Here is a 22127-nt window from a genome sequence, read left to right on the forward strand (position 1 = left end):
ATGTGCATGCCCCGGGTCAGCGGCACACTCGACGGCCGGTACGCGGGGGCCAGGCTGTCGGCTGCGGCCGGGCTGGCCGGGGTGAACCGCAGTCGGTAGACCCGCACCGGCGGCGAGTTGCGCAGCACCAGATCCGCGCCGACCCCGTAGAGGGCGTCCTGTCGGGCCAACTCGGCCGCGGCGCCCTCGGTCCGGCCGGGCGTGGTGACGGTCGCGACGCTCAACACCGCGCCGTCGGTCAGGTACTTGGCCAACCCCTCGATGCCGCTGCGGGTCGCCTCGGCGGTGCCGGTGAACGCCTCACCGGCGATGACGACCGCGGCGGCCTCGGCTTCGGCAAGCGAGTCGACGACGTTGACCCGGTCGGCGACCCAACGGCCCTGGGCGTTGACGTGCTCGCGGAGCGCCGCAGCGCCGAACGGCTCGGTGGGCACCACGGTGAGCCGGTCACCGGGGAGCAGCGCCTCGATCGCCGCGGCCAGCACCGCGGAGTCCGGGTTCGCCCCGACCAGCAGGGCGGCCTTCGCGTCGTTGATGCGGGCCAGCTCGGCGACGAGGGTACGGGCGGCGCGCTCGCCGATGCGGACCGGACCGGACCGGCCGGTGGTACGCACGGCGGGGGACTGGGTCATGTCGGGCGGGCTCCTGACGGGGGTAGAGACGGGAATCGCGGCGGGACCGCCATGGGCGGGACGGGCCGGCCGGCGGAGGCGAGATCTCCACCGACCAGCATATGCGTCCGTCCGCGTCGGCCGCACCGCCGTGGGGATGCGGTGGGCCGACGCGGCCAGGCGCCCGAGGTCAGGCTTCCCTACCCGGCCTGTCCCGCTCGTCGCCCGGCTGGTCGTCGGCGGCCCCGACCGGGTGGTTGGGCCGGGTCGGCTCGTCGCCCTCGGACGGAGGGGTGCCGATCCCGACGGTCGGCTCCTCGTCGCCCTTGGCAGGTGGCCCGGTGATGGGCTCGGTCGGCGGTTCCGAGGGCGGGTGTGCCAACCAGGCCGGGTGGATCACGTCGGAGGTCGGCGTCTCCACCGCCCGGTCCGAGGAGAGCGCCGGGTCCGATACGAGCGTCGGGTGCGAGACGAGCGTCGGGTCGCTGGAGGGAGCGTCCCAGGTGGACCGTTCGGCTTCCCAGGCCGGCAGGGCCACGCCGGAGGTCGACGTGGCGGCACCGGAGACCGGCACGGGCGCACCGGACGTGGGCGGGCCGGAGACGGGCGGGCCGGAGACGGGCGCGGCGGCCTCGGCGGCCGGGTCCGGCTGGTTCGGCCGACCCGAGCGCAGCGCGCCGACCAGCCCGAAGACCCCGATCAGGATGAGCGCGCCGGCCAGGAACCAGCCGACCGGCGGTAGCGAGAGCCCGAGCAGTTGGGCGAGTAACCACCAGGCGGACAGCGCCAGGAACACGAGCCCGAAGGCGAACGACACCAGATCTGTGCGGTGAGCCTTCACCGGGTCACCTCCAGGTTGCCGGCATTGACATGGATGTAGAGGCGCAGCGTGCCGCCGCCGGGCCCGTCCGCGCCGACGTCGGTGAACTCCCGGAGGCGGCCGTCCAGCCCGCCGGAGCGGTTGCCGAAGATGGTGGCGTCACCGGCGTTGACGTCGGCCACGGTGGTGACGTCCACGTTCGGCGGTACGACAACTGTCGCCTGGCCGAAGTTCACGGCCACCGTCACCTGGCTGTCCCGTTTCGCGAAGTCGATCCCGCGCAGGTCGAGAACGGCGTCGCCGAAGCTGTTCTCGTAGCGGTCCGCCAGGTCGCGGTAGTCGGTGGGCGCCCAGGTCACCGCGCCGTCGACGCCGCGCACCCGGTCGTAGGACTCGGCGACTGTCGCCGTAGCCAGCGCCGCCGCGGTGACCAGACCGAGCGCGATGAGCCAGCGCGCCCGACCGAACCACGTGCCGACAAGCAGCCCCAGTGCGATCGTGGCCAACGCGGCCGCGAAGTATGCCGAGGCGCTGACCGCGAAGACGTCGAGCAGGTCGAGCAGGGCCACCAGACCGAGCACCAGGAAGATCAGTGAGAAGGTCACCGCGCCGAGCGGCGAGCGCTCCTTGGGGCGCTTCGGCGGCTTGGGCGGTTTGCGGGGCGGAGGCGCGGCCGCGGTCGGCGAAGCGTACGGGCCGTGCGGCGCGAACGGGGGACGGTAGCCGGAGGGCGGCGGGGCGGTCGGGTAGCCGGCCGGGGCGGTGGGTGTGCCGCTCACCGGTGCCGACGGCCAGCCGGCGCTGGGCATGGCGGTGCTCGGCCAGTCGGGTTGGGCAGCGGTCGTGTCGGCGGGTTGCCCGGAGGCCAGGCCCACCCCGGTCACCCCACCCGCCCCGGTCACCGGCTGCGTCGCGGCGGCCGGCAGCGGACCACCTGCCGGTGGCGTGTCGTACGCCGGAATGGTGACGGTGGGTGCCGCCCCGGGTGTGGCTGCGGGGTACGCCGGGTTGGTGCTGAACATCGGCGGTGTCACCGCCGGGCCGGTGGACGGCGCGGCGCCATATGACGGTGCGGGCCAGGCCACCGGCGGGACGACCGGGCCGGCCGGGTTACCGGGTGGCACGGTGGGTGGGGGGCCACCCGGGGTGCCGGGCCGTGGGAAGCGGCTGTCCCGATTGAGCAGGAGCGCGCCGGCGACCAGGATGGCCGCGCCGAGCAGCACCGCGCGGAAGGCGTCGGTGACGATGTACGCGAAGCTGGCCGCGACCAGGATGCCCAGGATGATCACGGTCACCGGCGACATGCTTGAGCGACCGCGCCCGAGCATGGACTCGACGGGGGACGCGGTGTCGCCCTCGTTCGGGATGATCAGCCAGGCGGCGACGTACACCAGGATGCCGATGCCCCCGAAGAACCCGAGCACCGCGAGCAGCACCCGCCAGAGCACCGGATCGGTGTTGGTGGCGCGACCGATCGCCGCGCAGACGCCGGCCAGGTACCGCCCCTCGCGCGGCCGGACCAGTCCGTACCGTGAGGTGAAGCCGGTGCCGCCAAGCGGCGGTGGCGGCGCGGACGGACCGGGACCACCCGGGCCGTAACCGGTGCCCGCCGCGAACCCGGGGCCTGGGCCGTAGCCCGCCGCGGGTGGCCCGTAGCGGTCCTCCGGACCGCCGGGTGCGGTGCCGGCGGTCGCGTCGGTGCCAGCGTGCGGCCCGAACGTGCCGGGGTCGGTCCGGTCGGTGGGCGTGGTGGTGGGCGGGGGCGGTGCTGAACCGCCCGGCTGTGCCGACCCCGGTCGGGGCGGCGGGGCAGCTTCCTCGGTCATGCTTCGATCCTGCTGCCCGGTCAACCCGAACGACCTCAGGACCCGACCCTGACCCCACCCTGAGATCCGGCGGCCGGAATGTCGGGGGCGTCCCCGTGGTCGGGGACGCCGCAGCGTGTGACGATCGAGTCACCCACCTCGACCTGTCACCAGGGAGCCTCCGATCAGCACCGTGACCTCGCCCCCGCGCCTCTACCGCGCCCCGGAGCACCGGATGGCCGCCGGCGTCGCCGCCGGCATCGCCGACCATCTCGGCATCTCGGTGTTGCGGGTACGCGTCGCGTTCATGGTCCTGCTCGGGCTGAGCGGGCTCGGCCTGCTGCTCTACGCGGCCTTCTGGGCGGTGGTGCCGCTGCGGCCCGGCGACACCGCGGTGCCGCCCCGGCGGGATGTGGCCCAACTCCTCCCGTTCGTGGGGATCGGGCTCGGTGTCCTGTTGATCCAGGTGATGGTCTTCGACTCGGTGGGCGCGGCGGGCACCGCAGGTTGGTTGGTGGCGATCATCGCGGTCGGCGCGGGGGTCATCTGGCACCAGTCCGCGCCCGAGCGCCGCCGACAGTGGGGCGACACGATGCCGGTGCCCTGGCTCGGCGCGGTCGTCGAGGAGAGCGACCGGCGGGCCTTCGTGCTCCGGTTCATCGGCGGGGGGATCCTGGTCGCGGTCGGCATCATCGGCGTCGCGGCCGTCTACTCGCCGGCACAGAACTTCGACGCGGTGATCAACGGCGTGATCTTCGCACTGGTCGGGCTGGCGGGTGTCGGTGTGGTCGCCGCGCCGGTGCTCTGGCGGACGTACAACCAGCTCCGCTCGGAGCGCGAGGGGCGCATCCGCGAGCAGGAGCGGGCCGAGCTGGCGGCGATGGTGCACGACCAGGTGCTGCACACGTTGGCCCTGATCCAGCGCAACGCCGGCGACGTCAAGACGGTGCAGCGGCTGGCCCGGGGGCAGGAGCGGTCCCTGCGCAACTGGCTCTACAAGCCGACCGCCTCGCCGAGCGAGCGCTTCGCCGCCGCCCTGGAACAGGCCGCCGCCGAGGTCGAGGACACCTTCGCGATCAGCGTGGAGACGGTGGTGGTGGGGGACCGGGAGACCGACGAGAAGGTCGGCGCGCTCGTCGCGGCCGCGCGGGAGGCGTTGGTGAACGCCGCCCGGCACGCCGGCGTGCAGACCGTGTCGCTCTACGCCGAGGTGGAGCCGGATCAGGTAAGCGTCTTCGTCCGGGACCGGGGCAAGGGCTTCGATCCGGATACCGTGGAGGACCACCGGCACGGCGTGAGCGGCTCGATCATCGGGCGGATGAAGCGGCACGGCGGACGGGCCGAGATCCGGTCCGGCCCGGGGGAGGGGACCGAGGTCCGGTTGATCCTGCCGATCTCCCGGGACTCGTCCGCAGCGGAGAGGAACAGATGACCATGGCCGAGCAGTCGACCGAGCACCTCGACCCGGCGGGTGCCCGCCCCGAGCGGCTGCGGGTGTTCCTGGTGGACGACCACGCCATGTTCCGAGCCGGGGTGCGCGCGGAGTTGGGCGCCCACGTCGAGGTGGTGGGCGAGGCGAGCACGGTGGCCGAGGCGGTCACCCGGATCGCCGCCGTCGGCCCGGACGTGGTGCTGCTCGACGTGCACATGCCCGACGGTGGCGGTCGCGCGGTGTTGGAGGCGATGCGGCGTACGCACCCGCAGGTCAAGTTCCTCGCGTTGAGCGTCTCCGACGCGGCGGAGGACGTGATCGGGCTGATCCGTGCCGGTGCCCGCGGCTACGTCACCAAGACCATCTCCCCGGACGAGCTGGCCGCCGCGATCCGTCGGGTGGCCGACGGGGACGCCGTGTTCAGCCCACGGCTGGCCGGGTTCGTGCTCGACGCCTTCGCGGCCCGACCGGACGCACCGGTGGCCGACCCGGAGCTGGACCAGCTCACCAACCGTGAGCGGGAGGTGCTGCGGCTGCTGGCCCGGGGGTACGCGTACAAGGAGATCGCCAAGGAGCTGTTCATCTCCATCAAGACGGTGGAGACGCACGTGTCGAACGTGTTGCGCAAGCTTCAGATGTCCAACCGCTACGAGCTTTCCCGTTGGGCGGCGGACCGCCGGCTCGTCTGACCGTGGGTCGGTGTCGGCGAGGATCAGAGAAACGTCCGGCGCACCCTCGTACACCCAGCCGGTGATCGTGCCCGGGTAGCCCTACGCGCCCTCATCCGGACGGGTCGAAACATGAGTGGTGACGGACGTCCCACCGGGTCCGGATGGGCCCGGGGCTCGTGTACCCGTCGAGGCCTGCTGCACGGGTGGCGCAACGTATTTCCTGCTCAGTGACGTCTGCGGCGACCGTTTTATGATCATTTTTCAAGTATCGGCAACGTGGCGGGCAACTAACGGCTTGATAACGGCACCTTCACGGAAGCGGCCAGTGGGTGTCACAGTGGCAGCACCTCACCATCGGTGTGTGGCACTCCGTACGCCCCACGACCACGTTTTCCGCCGGTAACGGCGGCCCGTGGCTGTGTCGATTGCGTCGTGTCACGCCTCGTTGGTGGGGAGCCCGGCGGATCGGAACATCAGGGGTGTCCCCAACTTCCCTGTGGTCCCGGCGACCCGCGCCCCGGGGTGGTCGGGCGGTGTCACCCCCAAAAACGTGCGTGAAACCCACGACGGAACCTGGTTAGAAAGAGGAGGCCCCTCGGAATGAGAGTCTCGAAGCGGGCGACGGGCGCTATCGCGCTCAGCGCGGCTGCCGCGCTTGTCGCGAGCGGTTGCTCGAGCGGCGGTGACGGCGACACTGCCGCCAGCGCGGACGGCGCGATCGTTGTTCACGGCGTCCAGCCGGAGAACCCGCTGGTCCCGTCGAACACCACGGAGACCGGCGGCGGCAAGATCATCGACTGGATGTGGACCGGCCTGGTCGAGTACCCGAACGACGGTGGGGCCCCGCGTAACGCGCTTGCGGAGTCCATCAACACCACGGACTCCAAGGTCTTCACGATCAAGATCAAGGCCGGTACCAAGTTCCACGACGGTACCGAGGTCAAGGCGAAGAACTTCGTCGACGCCTGGAACTGGGCCGCCTACTCGCCGAACGGCGCGCAGAACGGCACCTTCTTCGCGGACATCGCGGGCTTCGACAAGACCTACACCTCGGACCCGGACGGCGCGGACGGCCCGCAGAAGGCCCCCGAGCCGACGGCCAAGGAGCTGTCCGGCCTGAAGGTCATCGACGAGCAGACCTTCGAGGTCACCCTGGCGGCCCCGACCGCTGTCTTCCCGACCAAGCTCGGCTACAGCGCCTTCATGCCGCTGCCGGACGCCTTCTTCACCATGAAGCCCGAGGAGTTCGGTCGCAAGCCGATCGGTAACGGCCCGGTGAAGTTCGTGTCGTGGGACGACAACGCCCTCATCAAGCTGACGCGCTTCGACGACTACAACCTTCGCGACAAGATGAAGGTCAAGGACGTCGACGTCAAGCTGTACCAGGACGACAACGCCGCCTACGCCGACCTGCTGGCCAACAACCTCGACTTCATGGAGGTTGTCCCCACCTCGGCGCTCGCCGGTGACAAGTGGAAGACCGACCTCGGTGACCGGGGCCGCTCGACCGTCACGCCGTCGACCGCGTTCATCGCGTTCCCGATCTACGACAAGCGCTTCGCCAACCCGAAGCTGCGTCGTGCGGTGTCGCTTGCGGTCAACCGGCAGGAGATCTCGGACAAGATCTTCTTCGGCACCCGCAAGCCGGCCGACAGCTGGGCGAACCCGCTGACCCCGGGCGCCAAGCCGGGCAACTGCACCGCCTGCAAGTTCGACCCGGAGACGGCCAAGACGCTGCTCGCCGAGGCCGGTGGCTTCACCGGTGAGATGGTCTTCTACTACAACGCGGACTCCGCCCACAAGGACTGGATGGACGCCGTCGCGCAGCAGATCAAGACCAACCTCAACATCAACGCCCGGGCCGAGGGTGTGCCCACCTTCGCGGTGTTCCGCCAGAACATCAACGCCCACAAGATGAAGGGCCCGTACCGCGCTGCCTGGCAGCAGGACTACCCGGACGTGGAGAACTGGGTCAACCCGCTCTTCGTCACCAACGGGTCCTCGAACGACGGCCTCTACAGCAACCCCGAGGTCGACGCGCTCGCCAAGCAGGCCAGCGGCGCTCCGAGCCTGGAGGCTTCGCACGAGGCGTTCGCCAAGGCGGTCGAGAAGGTCGACGCGGACGTCCCGAGCATCCCGGTCTACTTCTACGGCCAGCAGTCCGGCCATTCGGAGAAGATCAAGAAGCTCGAGCTGAACAACGTCGGCGAGATCGACATCACCTCGGTCGAGCTCTGATCCGAACGGTCTGACCCCGGGTCGGGCTCGCCACATCCGGTGAGCCCGACCCGGGGCCGTTCCGCGACTGGGTGTTACAACACTCCACTCGCACGTTGTCACCACCGTGTCGGCCGTCCGACGCGCCCCCTGTCTGGAGGACCACCCCATGGGCCGTTATCTGTTGAGACGGCTGCTCCAACTCGTGCCGGTCTTCATCGGTACGACGTTCCTGATCTACTGGCTCGTCTGGGCCGTTCCGGGCGATCCGTTCGCCGGCAAGTGCGGCGAGCGTCGCTGCCCGGACCAGTACATCGCCTTCATGACCGAGAAGTACAACCTCGACCAGAACGTCTTCGTGCAGTACGGCAGTTACATGAAGAACCTGCTCCAGGGCGACTTCGGTCAGACGTTCTCGCAGCGCGAGATCAGCGACATCATCCTGACGTCGTACCCGAACACCCTGAAGCTGGCTCTCGTGGCGCTTGCCATCGAAGCGGTCATCGGCCTCGGCGCCGGCGTGCTCACCGGTCTGCGGCGTAACGGCTTCCTGGACAACCTGGTCCTGGTCTCCACCCTCTTCCTGATCGCGCTGCCGGTCTTCGTGGTCGGCTTCGTGCTGCAGTGGCTGCTGGGTGTGCAGTGGGGCATCATCAAGCCGACCGTCTCCTCGGAGATGCGGTGGTCCGAGCTGATCGTGCCGGGCTTCGTGCTGGGCAGCGCGTCAGTCGCGTACATCGCCCGGGTGGCACGAACGAGCATCGCGGAGAACCGTCGCGCGGACTACGTGCGCACCGCCATCGCCAAGGGCCTGCCGATGCGCCGCGTGGTGGGCGTGCACCTGCTGCGCAACTCGCTCATCCCGGTGGTGACCCTGCTCGGCACCGACCTCGGTGCCCTGATGGGTGGCGCGATCGTCACCGAGGGAATCTTCGGCATCAACGGAATCGGCCGCCAGGTGTTCCGAGCGATCATCACCAAGGAGAGCGCCACGGTGGTAGGCATCGTGGTCGTCCTGGTGCTGGTCTATCTCGTGATGAACCTGCTGGTTGACCTGCTCTACGCCGCCCTGGACCCGAGGATCCGTTATGAGTGACCCGAGTACCGCATCGATCGTCAGCACCCCTGGCGCACACCCGACCGACTCTGCCGCCCCCGCCACCGCGGGCCAGCCGCAGAGCAACGACAAGCCGCGCGGTCTGCTCGGTGACGCCTGGCGGGACCTGCGACGCAAGCCGCTGTTCTGGATCTCGGCCACGCTGATCGTGCTCTTCCTGCTGATGGCGGCCTTCCCGGCGCTGTTCGCTCCGGGCGGCGACCCGGAGACCGGCGCGTTGTCCCGCAGCCTCAACAAGGCGGGCGCCGACGGCTGGTTCGGCTACGACGTGCAGGGCCGCGACGTCTACGCCCGGGTCATCTACGGCGCGCGTGCGTCCATCCAGGTCGCCGTGCTCTCCGTGGTGGGCACCCTGCTCATCGGCGGAACGATGGGCATCATCTCCGGCTACCGCGGTGGCTGGGTGGACGCGCTGCTCAGCCGGATCGCCGACGTCTTCTTCGGCCTGCCCTTCGTGCTCGGCGCGATCGTCATCCTGACCACCTTCAACGGGTCGGGCTCCGGCAACAGCAAGAACCAGATCATGGGCCTGGTGACCGCGTCCCTGATCGTGCTGAGCTGGCCGGTCGTGATGCGACTGATGCGCTCCTCGGTGCTTGCCACCAAGGAGGCCGACTACATCGTCGCGGCCCGCGCGCTGGGTGCCGGCACCGGCCGGATCATCCTCAAGCACCTGCTGCCGAACTGTCTGGCCCCGCTGCTGGTCTACGGCACGATCATGGTCGGCTCCTTCATCGGCGCCGAGGCCACCCTGTCGTTCCTGGGCGTCGGTCTGAAGTCGCCGGTGGTGTCCTGGGGCATCATGATCAGCGATGGGCAGCAGTTCGTCCGGGTCGCGCCGGGGCTGGTGTTCTTCCCCGCCGCGTTCCTCGTCACCGCAGTGCTGAGCTTCGTGATGCTCGGTGAGGCGGTCCGCGAGGCCCTCGATCCGAAACTCCGCTAGGGGATATCCAGTGTCCGACATTCTCGTGTCCGAGCAGTCCGCGTCGGGGCCCGGCAGGTCCGGGCGTCCCTCCGGCCGGCTGCTCGAGGTCGACGACCTGCGGGTGGAGTTCCGTACCCGGGACGGCGTCGCAAAGGTCATCAACGGGGTCACGTACCACGTCGACGCGGGGGAGACCCTCGCCGTGCTCGGCGAGTCCGGCTCCGGTAAGAGCGTCACGGCGCAGACCATCATGGGCATCCTCGACACGCCGCCCGGCTTCGTGACCGGTGGGCAGGTCCGCTTCCACGGCAAGGACATGCTGCGCATGTCCGCCGAGGAGCGCCGCCGCATCCGCGGCGAGGGCATCGCGATGATCTTCCAGGACGCGCTCTCCGCTCTGAACCCCGTCTTCACCGTCGGGTTCCAGATCGCCGAGCAGTTCCGGGTCCGGCGGGGCATGGGTCGCGCGGAGGCCAAGAAGCGCGCGATCGACATGCTCGACCAGGTCAAGATCCCGAATGCCAAGGGTCGGTTCAACAACTACCCGCACCAGTTCTCCGGCGGTATGCGGCAGCGCGCGATGATCGCGATGTCACTGGCGCTCGACCCGGAGGTGCTGATCGCGGACGAGCCCACCACGGCGCTCGACGTGACCGTGCAGGCCCAGATCATGGACCTGCTCGCGGAGCTTCAGCGTGAGCGCCAGATGGGCATGATCCTGATCACCCACGACCTCGGCGTGGTCGCCGACGTCGCGGACCGGATCGCGGTCATGTACGCGGGCCGGATCGTCGAGGAAGCCGACGTGTACGACCTGTACGCCAAGCCGGCGCACCCGTACACGATCGGTCTGATCGACTCCATCCCGCGCCTCGACGAGAAGGGGCAGCAGCTCCGGACGATCAAGGGCCTCCCGCCGAACCTGATGAACATCCCGCCGGGCTGCCCGTTCAACCCGCGGTGCCCGATGGCTCAGCCGGTGTGCCGGGAGAAGGTCCCGCCGCTGCTGCAGGTCGGCGCCTCCCGGGCCAGCGCCTGCCACTTCGCCGAGGAGCTGGTGAACCGTGTCTGAGAACATCCTCGAGGTCAACGACCTGGTCAAGCACTACCCCGTCACGCAGGGTGTGGTGTTCAAGAAGACCGTCGGTCAGGTCAAGGCCGTGGACGGGGTCTCGTTCAATCTGCGCGCCGGTGAGACGCTCGGTGTGGTCGGCGAGTCCGGCTGCGGCAAGTCGACGCTCGCCCGGGTGCTGATGAACCTGGAGAAGCCGACCGCTGGCAACGTGGTCTACAAGGGTCAGGACATCTCCTCGCTCTCCGGTGGGGCGCTGCGACGCCTGCGCCGGCAGATTCAGCTGGTCATGCAGGACCCGTACACCTCGCTGAACCCGCGGATGACCGTCGGTGATTTGCTCGGTGAGCCGTTCGAGATCCACCCGGAGGTGGCGCCGAAGGGCAGCCGCCGGGCCAAGGTCCGCGAACTGCTCGACCTGGTCGGGCTCAACCCGGAGCACATCAACAGGTACCCGCACCAGTTCTCCGGCGGTCAGCGTCAGCGCATCGGCATCGCCCGTGCCCTCGCGCTGCGCCCCGAGATCATCGTCTGCGACGAGCCGGTGTCGGCGCTCGACGTCTCCATCCAGGCCCAGGTGATGAACCTGCTGGAGCAGTTGCAGGGCGAGTTCGGGCTCTCCTACGTCTTCATCGCGCACGACCTGTCGGTGGTTCGCCACCTGTCGGACCGGGTCGCGGTCATGTACCTCGGCAAGATCGTCGAGATCGGCACCGAGGACGAGATCTACGAGCGGCCGACCCACCCGTACACCCAGGCTCTGCTCTCCGCGGTGCCGGTGCCGGACCCGACGCAGCGGAACAACAAGACGATCATCCGGCTCACGGGTGACGTGCCGTCGCCGATCAGCCCGCCCTCGGGCTGCCGGTTCCGGACCCGCTGCTGGAAGGCGCAGGACGTCTGCGCCGAGCAGGTTCCGTTGCTGGAGATCCGGCGGGGCTCGGACCACCCGAGCGCCTGCCACTTCGCGGAGAAGCGCGAGATCGTCGCCACTCACGAGGTGTGAGTCACCGAAACCGCCTGCCGCCGTCACCACGACGACGGCAGGCGGTTTCGTCTGGCCGAGCCTTCATCTGCCGCGCGGCGGCCCTCCGCCAGCCAACGCGGCGTCGGCGGGCCGTGCGTCGCGCAGGGTGGGCTCCAGGTCGCCTCAACGCCTGCCGGTACGGCTCACAGCGGGCCGCGGCCGGCGCGGAGCAGCAGCAGGGCCAACTGGGTGCCGTCGGCACCGAGCGCGACCCGGAACCGCTCCAGGATCTCCCGTTCCCGGGAGAGCACCAGCCGGGTCCCACCGGACGCCATCCGGGTCACCCCGACCTCCTGGGACAACGCGGCGCGCTCCTGCCAGAGCGTGATCAACGCGTGGTCGATCTCGTCGATCCGTTCCCTGATCTGCACGATCCGCGCGGCGGCGGACGGCTCCTGGGTGCCGGTCTGCTGCTCGGCCGGCTCGGCGTCCCCACCCGTGGGCGGGGTGGCCACCGCCGGCTCAGCCTCCTGCGCCGCAGGCTGACCCGGTCGGGTCGGGCTGCCGCTCTGCTCCATCACGTCTGTCATCATCGGGTACCTCTCGCAGTGTGGTGCCCGGTGCCCGGAACCTGGGACGGAAAAAGCCCCGGACTCCAGGAGCCCGGGGCTTTAGCAGGTCTGAATCGATCAGGCGCGACCTACGGCAGCGGGACTCCCGGTGCCATAGTAAAAGTAGTAGCGCTCAGCGATCACGCCGTCGAGTATGCCCACGTCGTCGCCGCGTACGCAAGCATTCCGCGGCGCGACGGGCACCTTTCTCACCTGCTGGCGTACCGGGCGGTGGTGCGCGCCGTCGGGCACGAGCTGCTGAGCGCCGGAGGCACAGTGTCCGGCCGGCGGCATAGACTTGTCGGGCGATGCATCCTCTCTTCGACATCCCCGCGTCCCCGCCTGCGCCGGAGTCCGCGCCGGCCCGCCCGCACCGACCCGGGGCGGCCGCCGCGCGCCTCGATCCGCAGCAGTTGCTCGACGGGCTGAACGGGCCGCAACGCGACGCCGTCAGCCACGCCGGCTCGCCCCTGCTGATCGTGGCGGGCGCCGGGTCCGGCAAGACCCGGGTGCTCACGCACCGGATCGCCTACCTGCTCGCCGCCCGGGACGTGCATCCCGGTGAGATCATCGCGATCACCTTCACCAACAAGGCCGCCGGCGAGATGAAGGAGCGCGTCGCCGCCCTTGTTGGCCCCCGAGCCCGCCTGATGTGGGTGTCGACGTTCCACTCGGCCTGCGTGCGGATCCTGCGTGCCGAGCACGAGCACGCCGGCCTCAAGTCGACGTTCTCGATCTACGACGCGGACGACTCCCGCCGGCTCATGCAGTTGGTGACCCGCGAGCTGGATCTCGACCCCAAGCGCTACCCGGCACGTGGGCTCGCGGCCCAGGTCTCCAACCTCAAGAACGAGCTGGTCGACCCGGAGCAGTTCGCGGCCCGGGCCACCGGGCCCAACGAGCGGGCCCTCGCCGAGGCGTACACGCTCTACCAGCGCCGGCTGCGTGAGGCCCACGCCCTGGACTTCGATGACCTGATCATGACCACGGTGCACCTGCTCCAGTCCCACCCGCACGTCGCCGAGAGCTACCGCCGGCGGTTCCGGCACGTGCTCGTGGACGAGTACCAGGACACCAACCACGCCCAGTACGTCCTGATCAAGGAGCTGGTCTCCGGCACCGACGGGCTGGAGCCCGCCGAGCTGTGTGTCGTCGGCGACGCCGACCAGTCGATCTACGCGTTCCGGGGTGCGACAATCCGCAACATCCTGGAGTTCGAACGGGACTTCACCGACGCCCGGACGATCCTGCTGGAGCAGAACTACCGCTCCACCCAGACCATCCTCAACGCGGCCAACGCGGTGATCGACCGCAACACCTCCCGCAAACCCAAGCGGCTGTGGAGCGAGGCCGGCGCCGGTGAGCAGATCGTCGGCTATGTGGCCGACACCGAGCACGCCGAGGCCGACTGGGCCGCGCGGGAGATCGACCGGCTGGTTGACGCCGACGAGACCCGCCCCGGTGACGTCGCGGTGTTCTACCGCACCAACGCCCAGTCCCGCGTCTTCGAAGAGGTGTTCATCCGCGTCGGCCTGCCGTACAAGGTGGTCGGCGGGGTGCGCTTCTACGAGCGCAAGGAGGTCCGCGACGCTCTGGCGTACCTGCGTTCGGTGGTCAACGACGACGACACGGTGAGCCTGCGGCGAGTGCTCAACACCCCGCGCCGAGGGATCGGCGACCGCGCCGAGGCGTGCGTCGAGGCGCTCTCCAGCCGCGACCGGATCTCGTTCGGGGCGGCGTTGCGGCGGGCCCGGGAGGCACCGGGCATCTCCAGTCGGGCGGCCAACGGCATCGCCGACTTCGTGGCGCTGCTCGACGGCGCCCGCGAGCTGGCCGAGACCGGCACCCCGGAGGAGGTGTTGGAGGCGTTGCTGACCCGCTCCGGCTACCTCACCGAGCTGGAGGAGAGCCTGGACCCGCAGGACGCCGGCCGGGTGGACAACCTCCAGGAGTTGGTGAGCGTCGCCCGGGAGTACACCGAGCGGATCGAGGCGCTCGGCGAGGAGGGCGAGCGGGCCACCCTGGCCGGCTTCCTGGAGCAGGTGGCGCTGGTGGCCGACGCCGACCAGATTCCTGCGCAGCCCGGCTCGTCGCCTGACTGCACCGAGGCAGACGACGCCGTGCCTCACCAAGGCGTCGTCACCCTGATGACCCTGCACACCGCCAAGGGGCTCGAATTCCCGGTGGTCTTCCTGACCGGGCTGGAGGACGGCGTCTTCCCGCACCTTCGCTCGCTCGGCGACACCCGCGAGCTGGAAGAGGAGCGCCGACTGGCGTACGTGGGCATCACCCGCGCCCGACAGCGGCTCTACCTCTCCCGGGCGGTGACCCGCTCGGCCTGGGGGCAGCCGTCCTACAACCCGCCGTCGCGCTTCCTGGAGGAGCTGCCGACCGAGTTGGTGCACTGGGAGCGCACCGAAGGGTCGTACACCTCGTGGGCTGGCGGGGGCGGTGGCGTCGGCGGCCGGGCGGACCGCGCGCCCGGCGGCCGTGGCACCTTCACCGGGGGCACGCCGAAGGCGGCCCAGCTGGCCCAGCGGCTCGGCGTGGACGCCAGCCGGCTGACCACGGCGAGCGAGCTGCCGCAGGGGCCGAAGGTGTCTGCGGGTGACCGCGTCAACCATCAGCGGTACGGGTTGGGTCGGGTGCTCGCCGTCGAGGGGCACGGCCCGGGTGCCCGTGCGCAGATCGACTTCGGCGACCAGACCATGTGGCTGGTGCTCCGGCACGCCCCGGTCGACAAGCTCTGACCACTACCGCCGCAGTTGGCCCCGCAAGATCGCAGCAAATCATGGAAAGGAGTGGCCTCAGGCACCGCTGAGGCCACTCTTTCCATGATTTTGCGCGCCCGGACCGCGCCGGGCCGGGTGGGGGTGTGCGGTCAGCAGCCGAGGTCGACGCCGCGTGCCCGCATGAACGGAGCCGGGTCGATCTGGTTCCACATGCCCTGGTGCACCTCGAAGTGCAGGTGCGGGCCGGTGGCATCGCCGGTGGCGCCCTCGTACCCGATGACCTGGCCGGCCTTGACCGCCTGGCCGACGGTGACCGCGATGCGGCTCTGGTGGGCGTAGTGGGTCAGGTAGCCGTTGCCGTGGTCGATGAAGACGGAGTTGCCGTACCCGTCGGAGGCGTCGCCGGCCTGGGTCACGGTGCCGGCGGCCGCCGCGTGGATCGGCGTGCCGGAGGGCAGCGCCAGGTCGATACCGGCGTGCAGGGTGCCCCAGCGCTGCCCGTAGCAGGACGTGACGGCTGCGCCCGGCATCGGGTCGACCCAGGCGGGCGTGGGCTTGGTGGTCTTCTTCGGCTTCGGCTTGGCCTTGGCGGCGGTCTTCGTGGGGGCCGGGCTGGTGGTGACCGGGGACGGGCTCGGCGTCGGGCTGAGCGAGGGCGTGGCCGGGGTGCTCGACTCACGGACGGAGCGGTCGGCCCGGCTCGCGGCCTCGGCGCGGGACTGCGCGTCGAGGGAGACGGCGGCGGGTGTCGGGTGGTCGGTGCCACTGGTGGCGACGGCGACACCGCCGAGGCCGAGCGCTACCAGGGCGGCGGCCCCGAGCACGATGAGCCGGTTCCGCCGGCCGGTGCGCTGCGGATGCCCGGTCTGGCTGGTGTCGGGGGTGTTCTCGTTCTGGACGGGGCTGTCTTCCTGCACGGCGGACCTTCACAGTCGAGGGGCACTTGACCTCGAAATACTGGTGTCGGGCCGAGGTGGGGCAGCCGCGGGGACCGAACACCCGGACGGAGGGCGGGCCACCAGTGCCCGGATATGACCCGATCTGCGGCGGTAAATCGGTAAAAGTGATCATGTTGGGGTATGGTGTCGGCCACAGTCGCCGCTGTGGTCCGGGACACATCGGCCTCGGACCGGACAACGCAGAACCGCCCGGATCGACAGATCCGGGCGGTCAACGGTCGTCACGCAGCGTCAGGAGGCGGCTGCCTCGCTGTAAATTGCCTCGACTTGCAGCTTGATGTCCACTCCGCGTTCCTGGAGGTACGGCACCGGGTCGACCGGCTGCCCCTTGACATGGATCTCCAGGTGCAGGTGCGTGCCGTACGCGTGGCCGGTCTGACCCACGAGGCCGAGCTGGTCGCCCGCCTTGATCTGCTGGCCTTCCTTGACGCTCACCGCGGAGGAGTGGCCGTAGATGGCCTCGCTGCCGTCGGCGTGCTGCACGATCACCGCGTTGCCGTACCCGCCGAACCAGCCGGCCTTGGTGACCAGCCCGTCGTGGATCGCGACGTAGGGAGTGCCCTCGCCGGCGACCAGATCCACGCCGGTGTGCATCTTGCCCCAGCGCACCCCGTACGGGGAGTTGAAGTCGTAGCCCTGCAGCGGCAGCAGCCAGACTTCGCGCTCGGCGCTGTCCTCGCTGCGGCTGTCGCGGGAGGCGCGGTCGGCGTTGTCCGCACGGGCCGCGGCGTCCTGACTGGTGACCGACGCCTGCTTGAGCTCGTCGAGGACCGTCGGGCTGACGTCCTTGGCGTCCGGCAGGGCGCTCGCGCCGAGGGCCACGATGCCGGCCCCGACGAACGCGGTGGTGACGACAGCGGCGTAACGGCTGCGGGGTGGGGTGGGTACGCGGCGGCGACCGCGATATCGATCGGGCTCAGACGACAGGCGCTGGCGCACGCACACCCTCCGTTGTCGGGGTTCCGAAGCGGCCGGTGGGCGCCCCCTGAAGCTCCAGTGGGATGTCCGCTGACCGCGTCGTCACCCGTCCATGGACCTGATGACAACCGTGGACACGTTAGCCAACCACCAGGCGAGTCACAAGCTAGAGCGAAAAATTGGCGTGTCGATCTGTCCGTTTGCGTCCGTGATTGTCATGCATCGCGTCGCCGAACGGTGCCCCCGTCGCTGCCCGTTCGTCGCCGAGCGTGACCGTTCCGGCGGACTCGTCCGGCTTGACTCCGGACAGCGCCGGGACGGTCTCGACCGGCCGACCAGGAGCGCGGCGGCGGCCGTGCCAGGCCGGACCCCGCCGGGTCGACGGGTGGACGCGTCGGATGGCGGCCGGTGGCGGAACCCGGATTTCCCCGGGCCGGGTCCGCCGGGTTACCGTTCGTTAAGGGTGAAGGTCGTCAAGCCGGTGGAAGGTGTGCGCTGATGAGCTCTCGTATCCGGGTCGTCGTCGCCAAGCCTGGCCTGGACGGCCACGACCGGGGCGCGAAGGTCGTTGCGCGCGCCCTGCGGGATGCCGGGATGGAGGTCGTCTACACCGGCCTGCACCAGACCCCCGAGCAGATCGTGGAGACCGCCATCCAGGAGGACGCCGACGCGGTCGGCCTGTCCGTCCTCTCCGGCGCGCACATGACGCTCTTCCGGCGGGTGCTCGAACTGCTCGGTGAGCGGGACGCCCGCGACATCGTCGTGTTCGGCGGCGGCATCATTCCGAACGGCGACATTCCCGAGTTGGAGAAGCTGGGCGTCGCGAAGATCTTCACGCCGGGCGCCACCACCCAGTCGATCGTCGAGTGGGTCCGGGAGAACGTGGCCCAGCCGGTCTCCTGAGACACTCCGGTCCACTGCGGCGACCGGACGAGGGCACGGGGGAGGGGCCGGACGCACCCCTCACACGTCCGGCCCCTCTATGCACGATGCCCCGCCGCCACCCCTCGACCGACAGGGCATCGGCCGTATCCCGTCGTTGCGCTGTTCAGCGCTCCGACACCTGACTCAACGACGCCCCCACGGCAGGGTTACGCAACCCCGCCAACATCGCCCGGACGGTGGACGTCGACCCGGTCGTGGCCGGAAACCGGCCACGCCTGATGTCCGGTTGTGCATTACCGCACACCGTGCACCCGCTCGGTTGCCGCTGGTGCCGACCTCGCTAGGCTGCGGCCAATGGCCTGTTTCAACTGATGACAGGCGTCAAACTGTTTTCTGAACGCTGGTGGCGGCGCGACGGCGCGCCGCGGAGACGGGACGGGACGCGCAATCGTGGACCTGTACGAGTACCAGGGGCGGGACCTGTTCGAGCGGCACGGCTTGCCCGTGCTCGCCGGCGGCGTCGCCACTACCCCGGAAGAGGCCCGCGCGATCGCCGAACGCCTCGGCGGCCGTGTGGTCGTCAAGGCGCAGGTAAAGGTCGGCGGCCGAGGTAAGGCCGGCGGCGTCAAGCTGGCCGAGGGCCCGGATGAGGCGGTGGCTCGGTCCACCGACATCCTCGGCATGGACATCAAGGGTCACACCGTCCACAAGGTCATGATCACGGTGACCGCGGACGTGGCCGAGGAGTACTACTTCTCGTACCTGCTCGACCGGGCGAACCGCACCTTCCTCTGCATCGCCAGCGTCGCCGGCGGCATGGACATCGAGCAGGTGGCCGCCGACACCCCCGACAAGGTCGTGAAGGCCCCGATCGACGCTGTCAAGGGCGTGGACGAGGCCAAGGCCCGCGAGATCGTGACCGCTGCCGGCTTCCCGGCCGAGGTCGCCGACCAGGTGGTCGAGATCGCCGTCGGCCTGTGGCAGGCGTTCGTCGCCGAGGACGCCACCCTGGTCGAGGTCAACCCGCTCGCCAAGAACGGCGACGGCACGATGCTGCTGCTCGACGCCAAGATCAGCCTGGACGAGAACGCGGCGTTCCGGCACCCGGACCACGAGGCCCTTGTCGACCAGGCCGCGGTGGACCCGCTGGAGCAGGCCGCCAAGGCCAAGGACCTCAACTACGTCAAGCTCGACGGTGAGGTCGGCATCATCGGCAACGGCGCGGGTCTGGTCATGTCGACCCTCGACGTGGTCGCGTACGCCGGTGAGCGGCACGGCAACGTCAAGCCGGCCAACTTCCTCGACATCGGCGGTGGCGCGAGCGCCGCGGTGATGGCGAACGGGCTGGAGATCGTGCTCTCCGACCCGGCCGTGAAGAGCGTCTTCGTCAACGTCTTCGGCGGCATCACCGCCTGCGACGAGGTCGCCAACGGCATCATCCAGGCGCTGGCCCTGCTGGAGCAGCGAGGCGAGCAGGTCACCAAGCCGCTCGTCGTCCGTCTCGACGGCAACAACGCCGAGGCTGGCCGGGCGATCCTGGACGGCGCGAACAACCCGCTCGTGCAGCGGGTGGACACCATGGACGGTGCGGCCGAGCGGGCCGCCGAGCTGGCAGCTGCGGGGGTCTGATCATGGCTATCTGGCTGACCAAGGACTCGAAGGTCATCGTCCAGGGGATGACCGGTTCCGAGGGTTCCAAGCACACCCGGCGGATGCTTGCCGCCGGCACCAACGTGGTGGGTGGCGTCAACCCGCGCAAGGCGGGCCAGAAGGTCGACTTCGACGGCACCGAGCTGCCGGTCTTCGCGTCCGTCGCGGACGCGATGGCCGAGACCGGGGCCGACGTCACGGTCATCTTCGTGCCGCCGCAGTTCACCAAGGCCGCCGTGGTCGAGGCGATCGACGCCGCGATCGGCCTGGCCGTGGTGATCACCGAGGGCGTCCCGGTGCACGACACCGCGTCGTTCTGGGCGTACAACGTCGCGCAGGGCGAGCGGACCAGGATTATCGGGCCGAACTGCCCGGGCATCGCCTCGCCGGGCGCGTCCAACGCCGGCATCATCCCGGCCGACATCACCGGCTCCGGCCGCATCGGCCTGGTCAGCAAGAGCGGCACGCTGACCTACCAGATGATGTACGAGCTGCGCGACATCGGCTTCTCCACCTGTGTCGGCATCGGCGGTGACCCGATCATCGGGACCACCCACATCGACGCCCTCGCCGCGTTCGAGGCCGACCCGGAGACCGACGCCATCGTCATGATCGGTGAGATCGGTGGCGACGCCGAGGAGCGGGCCGCCGAGTTCATCAAGGCCAACGTCACCAAGCCGGTGGTCGGCTACATCGCCGGCTTCACCGCTCCCCCCGGTAAGACCATGGGTCACGCCGGGGCGATCATCTCCGGCTCGGCCGGCACCGCCGACGCGAAGCAGGCGGCGCTCGAGGCGGTCGGCGTCAAGGTCGGCAAGACGCCGACCGAGACCGCGAACCTGATGCGGGAGATCATGTCCGGCAGCTGAGCCGGTCAGGCAACACGAAGGGGGTCGACCGGTTGCGGTCGGCCCCCTTCGGCGTACGCGTCAGTCGTTGTTCCAGAACGGGTAGTTGCCGGTCGCCCGCAGGATCGCCCCGCCGATGATGTTGATCACGCCGAAGGCGATGGCGAGGTAACCGAGCAGCGGCGACTGCCCGTACCGGCGGGCGTCACGGATGGACAGGTAGCCGAAGACGATGCCGAAGATTCCGCAGCAGATGAGCCCCAGCACGATGCCCAGCACGCCCCACAGGGTGGTTCGGTCGCGTCCCCGGGCCGGTGGTGGCGGGGGAGGCGGGTATGGCGTCGTCACAGCTTCCTCCGAACGCTCATGGGCGACGTGCCGGTCCGGACCGCGACCGGCCGGCCCGTCGTGGGTGGTGACGACTCGGGCCCCCTCTGGGCCGAGGCTAGACCGGCCCGGGTGGGCAGGACGCCGGTTCGGTGAACTCGCCGTCCTCAGGAGGGGTTAACGGACTGCCACAGCCCGCGCGACGTGCCAGAGTAGAGCGGATGTCCCCCGTCACCCCTGACCGTCCCAGCCGTCCCGGCGGTGTGAGCGCCGACGACCGGCCGGTCGACCGTGCCGCACCCGCCCGGCGGGTGCCCGCGCCCCGCGCGGGTGGGTCGCCGCGCGGGCGTGCGCCGTTGCCCGTCGCCGCCGGGGTGGCCGCCTGCTGGGCCGCTCTCACCTCGTACCTGCCGGTCGCCATCGTGCTCGGCCTGGCGCAGCTCGGCGCGGACTCCACCACCCTGACCGGCACGCTGCGCACCGCGCTTGCGGGCTGGCTGCTCGGGCACGGCGTTCCACTGCACACCGAGTCCGGTCCGCTCGGGCTCGCCCCGCTCGCGCTTACCGTGCTCGCGCTCTGGCGGCTGACCCGGGCCGGGGTGCACGTCAGCCGCGCGATCGGCGCCCGCGACACCCGCTCTCCGCGCCGGGCGCTGCTCGCCGCGAGTGCGGTCGGTGTCGCCTACGCGCTGCTCGGCACGCTCTCGGCCGTGCTCGTCGGCACCGGCGGGCCGGACGTGTCCCTGGTCCGGGCGGGTGTCACGTTCGCGGTGGTCGGCACCCTCGCCGCGTTGGTCGGCGCGGTTCGGATCACCGCGGTGACCCGGTTGCTCGTCGGCCGGATGCCGGGCCCGGTCCGCGACGGGGTGCGCACCGGCCTGGTGGCCGGGCTGCTGCTGCTCGGCGCGGGCGCGGGCGGGGCCGGTCTGGCGGTGGCCACCGGCGGCGGCGACGCGGCCGACATGATCGGGGCGTACCGCACCGGAGTCGCCGGGCAGGCCGGCATCACCCTGGTCAGCGTCGCGTACGCGCCGAACGCGGCGGTCTGGTCGACGAGTTACCTGCTCGGGCCGGGCTTCGCGGTCGGGACCGACACCGCGGTCCGCACCAGCGAGGTGTCGGTCGGCGCGCTTCCGGCCGTGCCCCTGCTCGCTGGGCTGCCACGCGGCCCGGTGGACGGTCTCGGCAGCCTGCTGCTCGCGGTGCCCGTGCTGGCCGGGATGGTCGCCGGCTGGCTGCTCGCCCGTCGGGTGGCGCGACTCGCCGGCCCGGAGCGGGCTGCACAGCGGTGGGCCGAGTTGCTGGCACCGGCGGTGCTGGCCGGGCCGGTGGCCGGAGTCCTGCTCGGTGTCGCCGCCGCGATCTCCGGCGGGCCGCTCGGCGCGGGTCGGCTGGCCCAGGTCGGGCCGGTGGGTTGGCAGGTCGGGGCGGTGGCGGCAGGTGTCATCGCGGCCGGCGCGCTCCTCGGCGCCGCCGCCACCCGGGCGCTGACCCGCGTCCCCAACCTCTCTGGGCAGAACACCTAGACGAGCGCGGGGCGCCCCGGGCGGACCCGGAACG

The 22127-nt window shown here is 70.6% G+C and carries 17 protein-coding genes and 2 pseudogenes; 12 read left to right on the forward strand and 7 right to left on the reverse strand.

The annotated features are described in order from the left end of the window. From ACWER9_RS19170 to ACWER9_RS19180, 3 genes and pseudogenes are all read right to left on the reverse strand, one after another. Nucleotides 1–632 (reverse strand): annotated as a pseudogene (locus ACWER9_RS19170) (phosphatidylserine decarboxylase); the annotation flags it as partial. A gap of 589 nt (nt 633–1221) precedes the next feature. Then, nucleotides 1222–1452, reverse strand: a pseudogene (locus tag ACWER9_RS19175) (hypothetical protein); the annotation flags it as partial. Continuing rightward, nucleotides 1449–3257 carry a PspC domain-containing protein gene (locus tag ACWER9_RS19180; RefSeq protein ID WP_452303104.1) on the reverse strand — a complete coding sequence of 603 codons (1809 nt, stop codon included), beginning with the start codon at nt 3255–3257 and terminating at the stop codon, nt 1449–1451. The gene ACWER9_RS19180 and the pseudogene ACWER9_RS19175, both read right to left, overlap by 4 nt. 214 nt (nt 3258–3471) lie before the next feature. Here ACWER9_RS19180 and ACWER9_RS19185 point away from each other — a divergent pair, with 214 nt between their 5' ends. The 7 genes from ACWER9_RS19185 (at nt 3472) to ACWER9_RS19215 (ending at nt 11676) form a co-directional block, all read left to right on the forward strand. Continuing rightward, the gene (locus ACWER9_RS19185) at nt 3472–4668 is read left to right on the forward strand and encodes a PspC domain-containing protein (protein ID WP_452303156.1); all 1197 of its coding nucleotides are present in this window, start codon (nt 3472–3474) and stop codon (nt 4666–4668) included. Between the two features lie 2 nt (nt 4669–4670). Further along, the gene (locus tag ACWER9_RS19190) at nt 4671–5357 is read left to right on the forward strand and encodes a response regulator transcription factor (protein WP_357349311.1); all 687 of its coding nucleotides are present in this window, start codon (nt 4671–4673) and stop codon (nt 5355–5357) included. 582 nt (nt 5358–5939) lie between these two features. Beyond that, nucleotides 5940–7577 (forward strand): peptide ABC transporter substrate-binding protein, encoded by a 1638-nt coding sequence (locus ACWER9_RS19195; RefSeq protein ID WP_452303105.1) that lies wholly within the window; start codon nt 5940–5942, stop codon nt 7575–7577. Nucleotides 7578–7725: 148 nt separating this feature from the next. Then, complete coding sequence (locus ACWER9_RS19200) at nt 7726–8652, forward strand: ABC transporter permease (protein WP_452303106.1); 927 nt, start codon at nt 7726–7728, stop codon at nt 8650–8652. Next, nucleotides 8645–9616 carry an ABC transporter permease gene (locus tag ACWER9_RS19205; RefSeq protein ID WP_452303107.1) on the forward strand — a complete coding sequence of 324 codons (972 nt, stop codon included), beginning with the start codon at nt 8645–8647 and terminating at the stop codon, nt 9614–9616. The genes ACWER9_RS19200 and ACWER9_RS19205 overlap by 8 nt, the downstream gene beginning before the upstream one ends. A gap of 25 nt (nt 9617–9641) precedes the next feature. Next, entirely contained in the window at nt 9642–10670 is a 1029-nt protein-coding gene (locus tag ACWER9_RS19210) for an ABC transporter ATP-binding protein (protein ID WP_452303157.1), read from the forward strand. Continuing rightward, nucleotides 10663–11676 carry an ABC transporter ATP-binding protein gene (locus ACWER9_RS19215; RefSeq protein WP_452303108.1) on the forward strand — a complete coding sequence of 338 codons (1014 nt, stop codon included), beginning with the start codon at nt 10663–10665 and terminating at the stop codon, nt 11674–11676. The genes ACWER9_RS19210 and ACWER9_RS19215 overlap by 8 nt, the downstream gene beginning before the upstream one ends. 164 nt (nt 11677–11840) lie before the next feature. Here ACWER9_RS19215 and ACWER9_RS19220 read toward each other — a convergent pair whose 3' ends face one another. Then, nucleotides 11841–12230 carry a chorismate mutase gene (locus tag ACWER9_RS19220; RefSeq protein WP_452303109.1) on the reverse strand — a complete coding sequence of 130 codons (390 nt, stop codon included), beginning with the start codon at nt 12228–12230 and terminating at the stop codon, nt 11841–11843. A 326-nt stretch (nt 12231–12556) separates the two neighbouring features. On the opposite strand from ACWER9_RS19220, the gene pcrA reads away from it, so the two are divergent. After that, the gene (pcrA, locus tag ACWER9_RS19225; RefSeq protein ID WP_452303110.1) at nt 12557–14998 is read left to right on the forward strand and encodes a DNA helicase PcrA; all 2442 of its coding nucleotides are present in this window, start codon (nt 12557–12559) and stop codon (nt 14996–14998) included. A 131-nt stretch (nt 14999–15129) separates the two neighbouring features. Here the strand turns inward: pcrA and ACWER9_RS19230 are convergent, their stop codons facing one another. Together ACWER9_RS19230 and ACWER9_RS19235 are read right to left on the reverse strand one after the other, a co-directional pair. Then, entirely contained in the window at nt 15130–15897 is a 768-nt protein-coding gene (locus ACWER9_RS19230; RefSeq protein WP_452303111.1) for a M23 family metallopeptidase, read from the reverse strand. Between the two features lie 273 nt (nt 15898–16170). Then, the gene (locus ACWER9_RS19235; RefSeq protein ID WP_357348738.1) at nt 16171–16878 is read right to left on the reverse strand and encodes a M23 family metallopeptidase; all 708 of its coding nucleotides are present in this window, start codon (nt 16876–16878) and stop codon (nt 16171–16173) included. A gap of 477 nt (nt 16879–17355) precedes the next feature. On the opposite strand from ACWER9_RS19235, the gene ACWER9_RS19240 reads away from it, so the two are divergent. From ACWER9_RS19240 to sucD, 3 genes are all read left to right on the forward strand, one after another. After that, complete coding sequence (locus ACWER9_RS19240) at nt 17356–17760, forward strand: cobalamin B12-binding domain-containing protein (RefSeq protein WP_357348740.1); 405 nt, start codon at nt 17356–17358, stop codon at nt 17758–17760. A 432-nt stretch (nt 17761–18192) separates the two neighbouring features. Beyond that, nucleotides 18193–19371 carry an ADP-forming succinate--CoA ligase subunit beta gene (gene sucC / locus ACWER9_RS19245; protein WP_452303112.1) on the forward strand — a complete coding sequence of 393 codons (1179 nt, stop codon included), beginning with the start codon at nt 18193–18195 and terminating at the stop codon, nt 19369–19371. Nucleotides 19372–19373: 2 nt separating this feature from the next. Next, nucleotides 19374–20261 carry a succinate--CoA ligase subunit alpha gene (gene sucD, locus ACWER9_RS19250; RefSeq protein ID WP_452303113.1) on the forward strand — a complete coding sequence of 296 codons (888 nt, stop codon included), beginning with the start codon at nt 19374–19376 and terminating at the stop codon, nt 20259–20261. A 60-nt stretch (nt 20262–20321) separates the two neighbouring features. On the opposite strand, the gene ACWER9_RS19255 is transcribed toward sucD, so the two are convergent. Then, complete coding sequence (locus tag ACWER9_RS19255) at nt 20322–20588, reverse strand: DUF4190 domain-containing protein (RefSeq protein WP_357764197.1); 267 nt, start codon at nt 20586–20588, stop codon at nt 20322–20324. 200 nt (nt 20589–20788) lie between these two features. Between ACWER9_RS19255 and ACWER9_RS19260 the strand changes: the two genes are divergently transcribed. Next, nucleotides 20789–22093 (forward strand): cell division protein PerM, encoded by a 1305-nt coding sequence (locus ACWER9_RS19260; RefSeq protein WP_452303114.1) that lies wholly within the window; start codon nt 20789–20791, stop codon nt 22091–22093. Nucleotides 22094–22127: the final 34 nt, after the last annotated feature.

The organism is Micromonospora sp. NPDC003944, assembly GCF_053605225.1.

Excerpts from the sequence above, each read along its gene's own strand:
- ACWER9_RS19195 (WP_452303105.1), top strand. The coding sequence starts at position 5,940 with ATGAGAGTCTCGAAGCGGGCGACGGGCGCTATCGCGCTCAGCGCGGCT.
- ACWER9_RS19240 (WP_357348740.1), top strand. The coding sequence starts at position 17,356 with ATGAGCTCTCGTATCCGGGTCGTCGTCGCCAAGCCTGGCCTGGACGGC.
- ACWER9_RS19220 (WP_452303109.1), bottom strand. The coding sequence starts at position 12,230 with ATGATGACAGACGTGATGGAGCAGAGCGGCAGCCCGACCCGACCGGGT.
- ACWER9_RS19185 (WP_452303156.1), top strand. The coding sequence starts at position 3,472 with ATGGCCGCCGGCGTCGCCGCCGGCATCGCCGACCATCTCGGCATCTCG.
- ACWER9_RS19180 (WP_452303104.1), bottom strand. The coding sequence starts at position 3,257 with ATGACCGAGGAAGCTGCCCCGCCGCCCCGACCGGGGTCGGCACAGCCG.
- ACWER9_RS19190 (WP_357349311.1), top strand. The coding sequence starts at position 4,671 with ATGGCCGAGCAGTCGACCGAGCACCTCGACCCGGCGGGTGCCCGCCCC.
- pcrA (WP_452303110.1), top strand. The coding sequence starts at position 12,557 with ATGCATCCTCTCTTCGACATCCCCGCGTCCCCGCCTGCGCCGGAGTCC.
- ACWER9_RS19260 (WP_452303114.1), top strand. The coding sequence starts at position 20,789 with ATGTCCCCCGTCACCCCTGACCGTCCCAGCCGTCCCGGCGGTGTGAGC.
- sucD (WP_452303113.1), top strand. The coding sequence starts at position 19,374 with ATGGCTATCTGGCTGACCAAGGACTCGAAGGTCATCGTCCAGGGGATG.
- ACWER9_RS19205 (WP_452303107.1), top strand. The coding sequence starts at position 8,645 with ATGAGTGACCCGAGTACCGCATCGATCGTCAGCACCCCTGGCGCACAC.
- ACWER9_RS19200 (WP_452303106.1), top strand. The coding sequence starts at position 7,726 with ATGGGCCGTTATCTGTTGAGACGGCTGCTCCAACTCGTGCCGGTCTTC.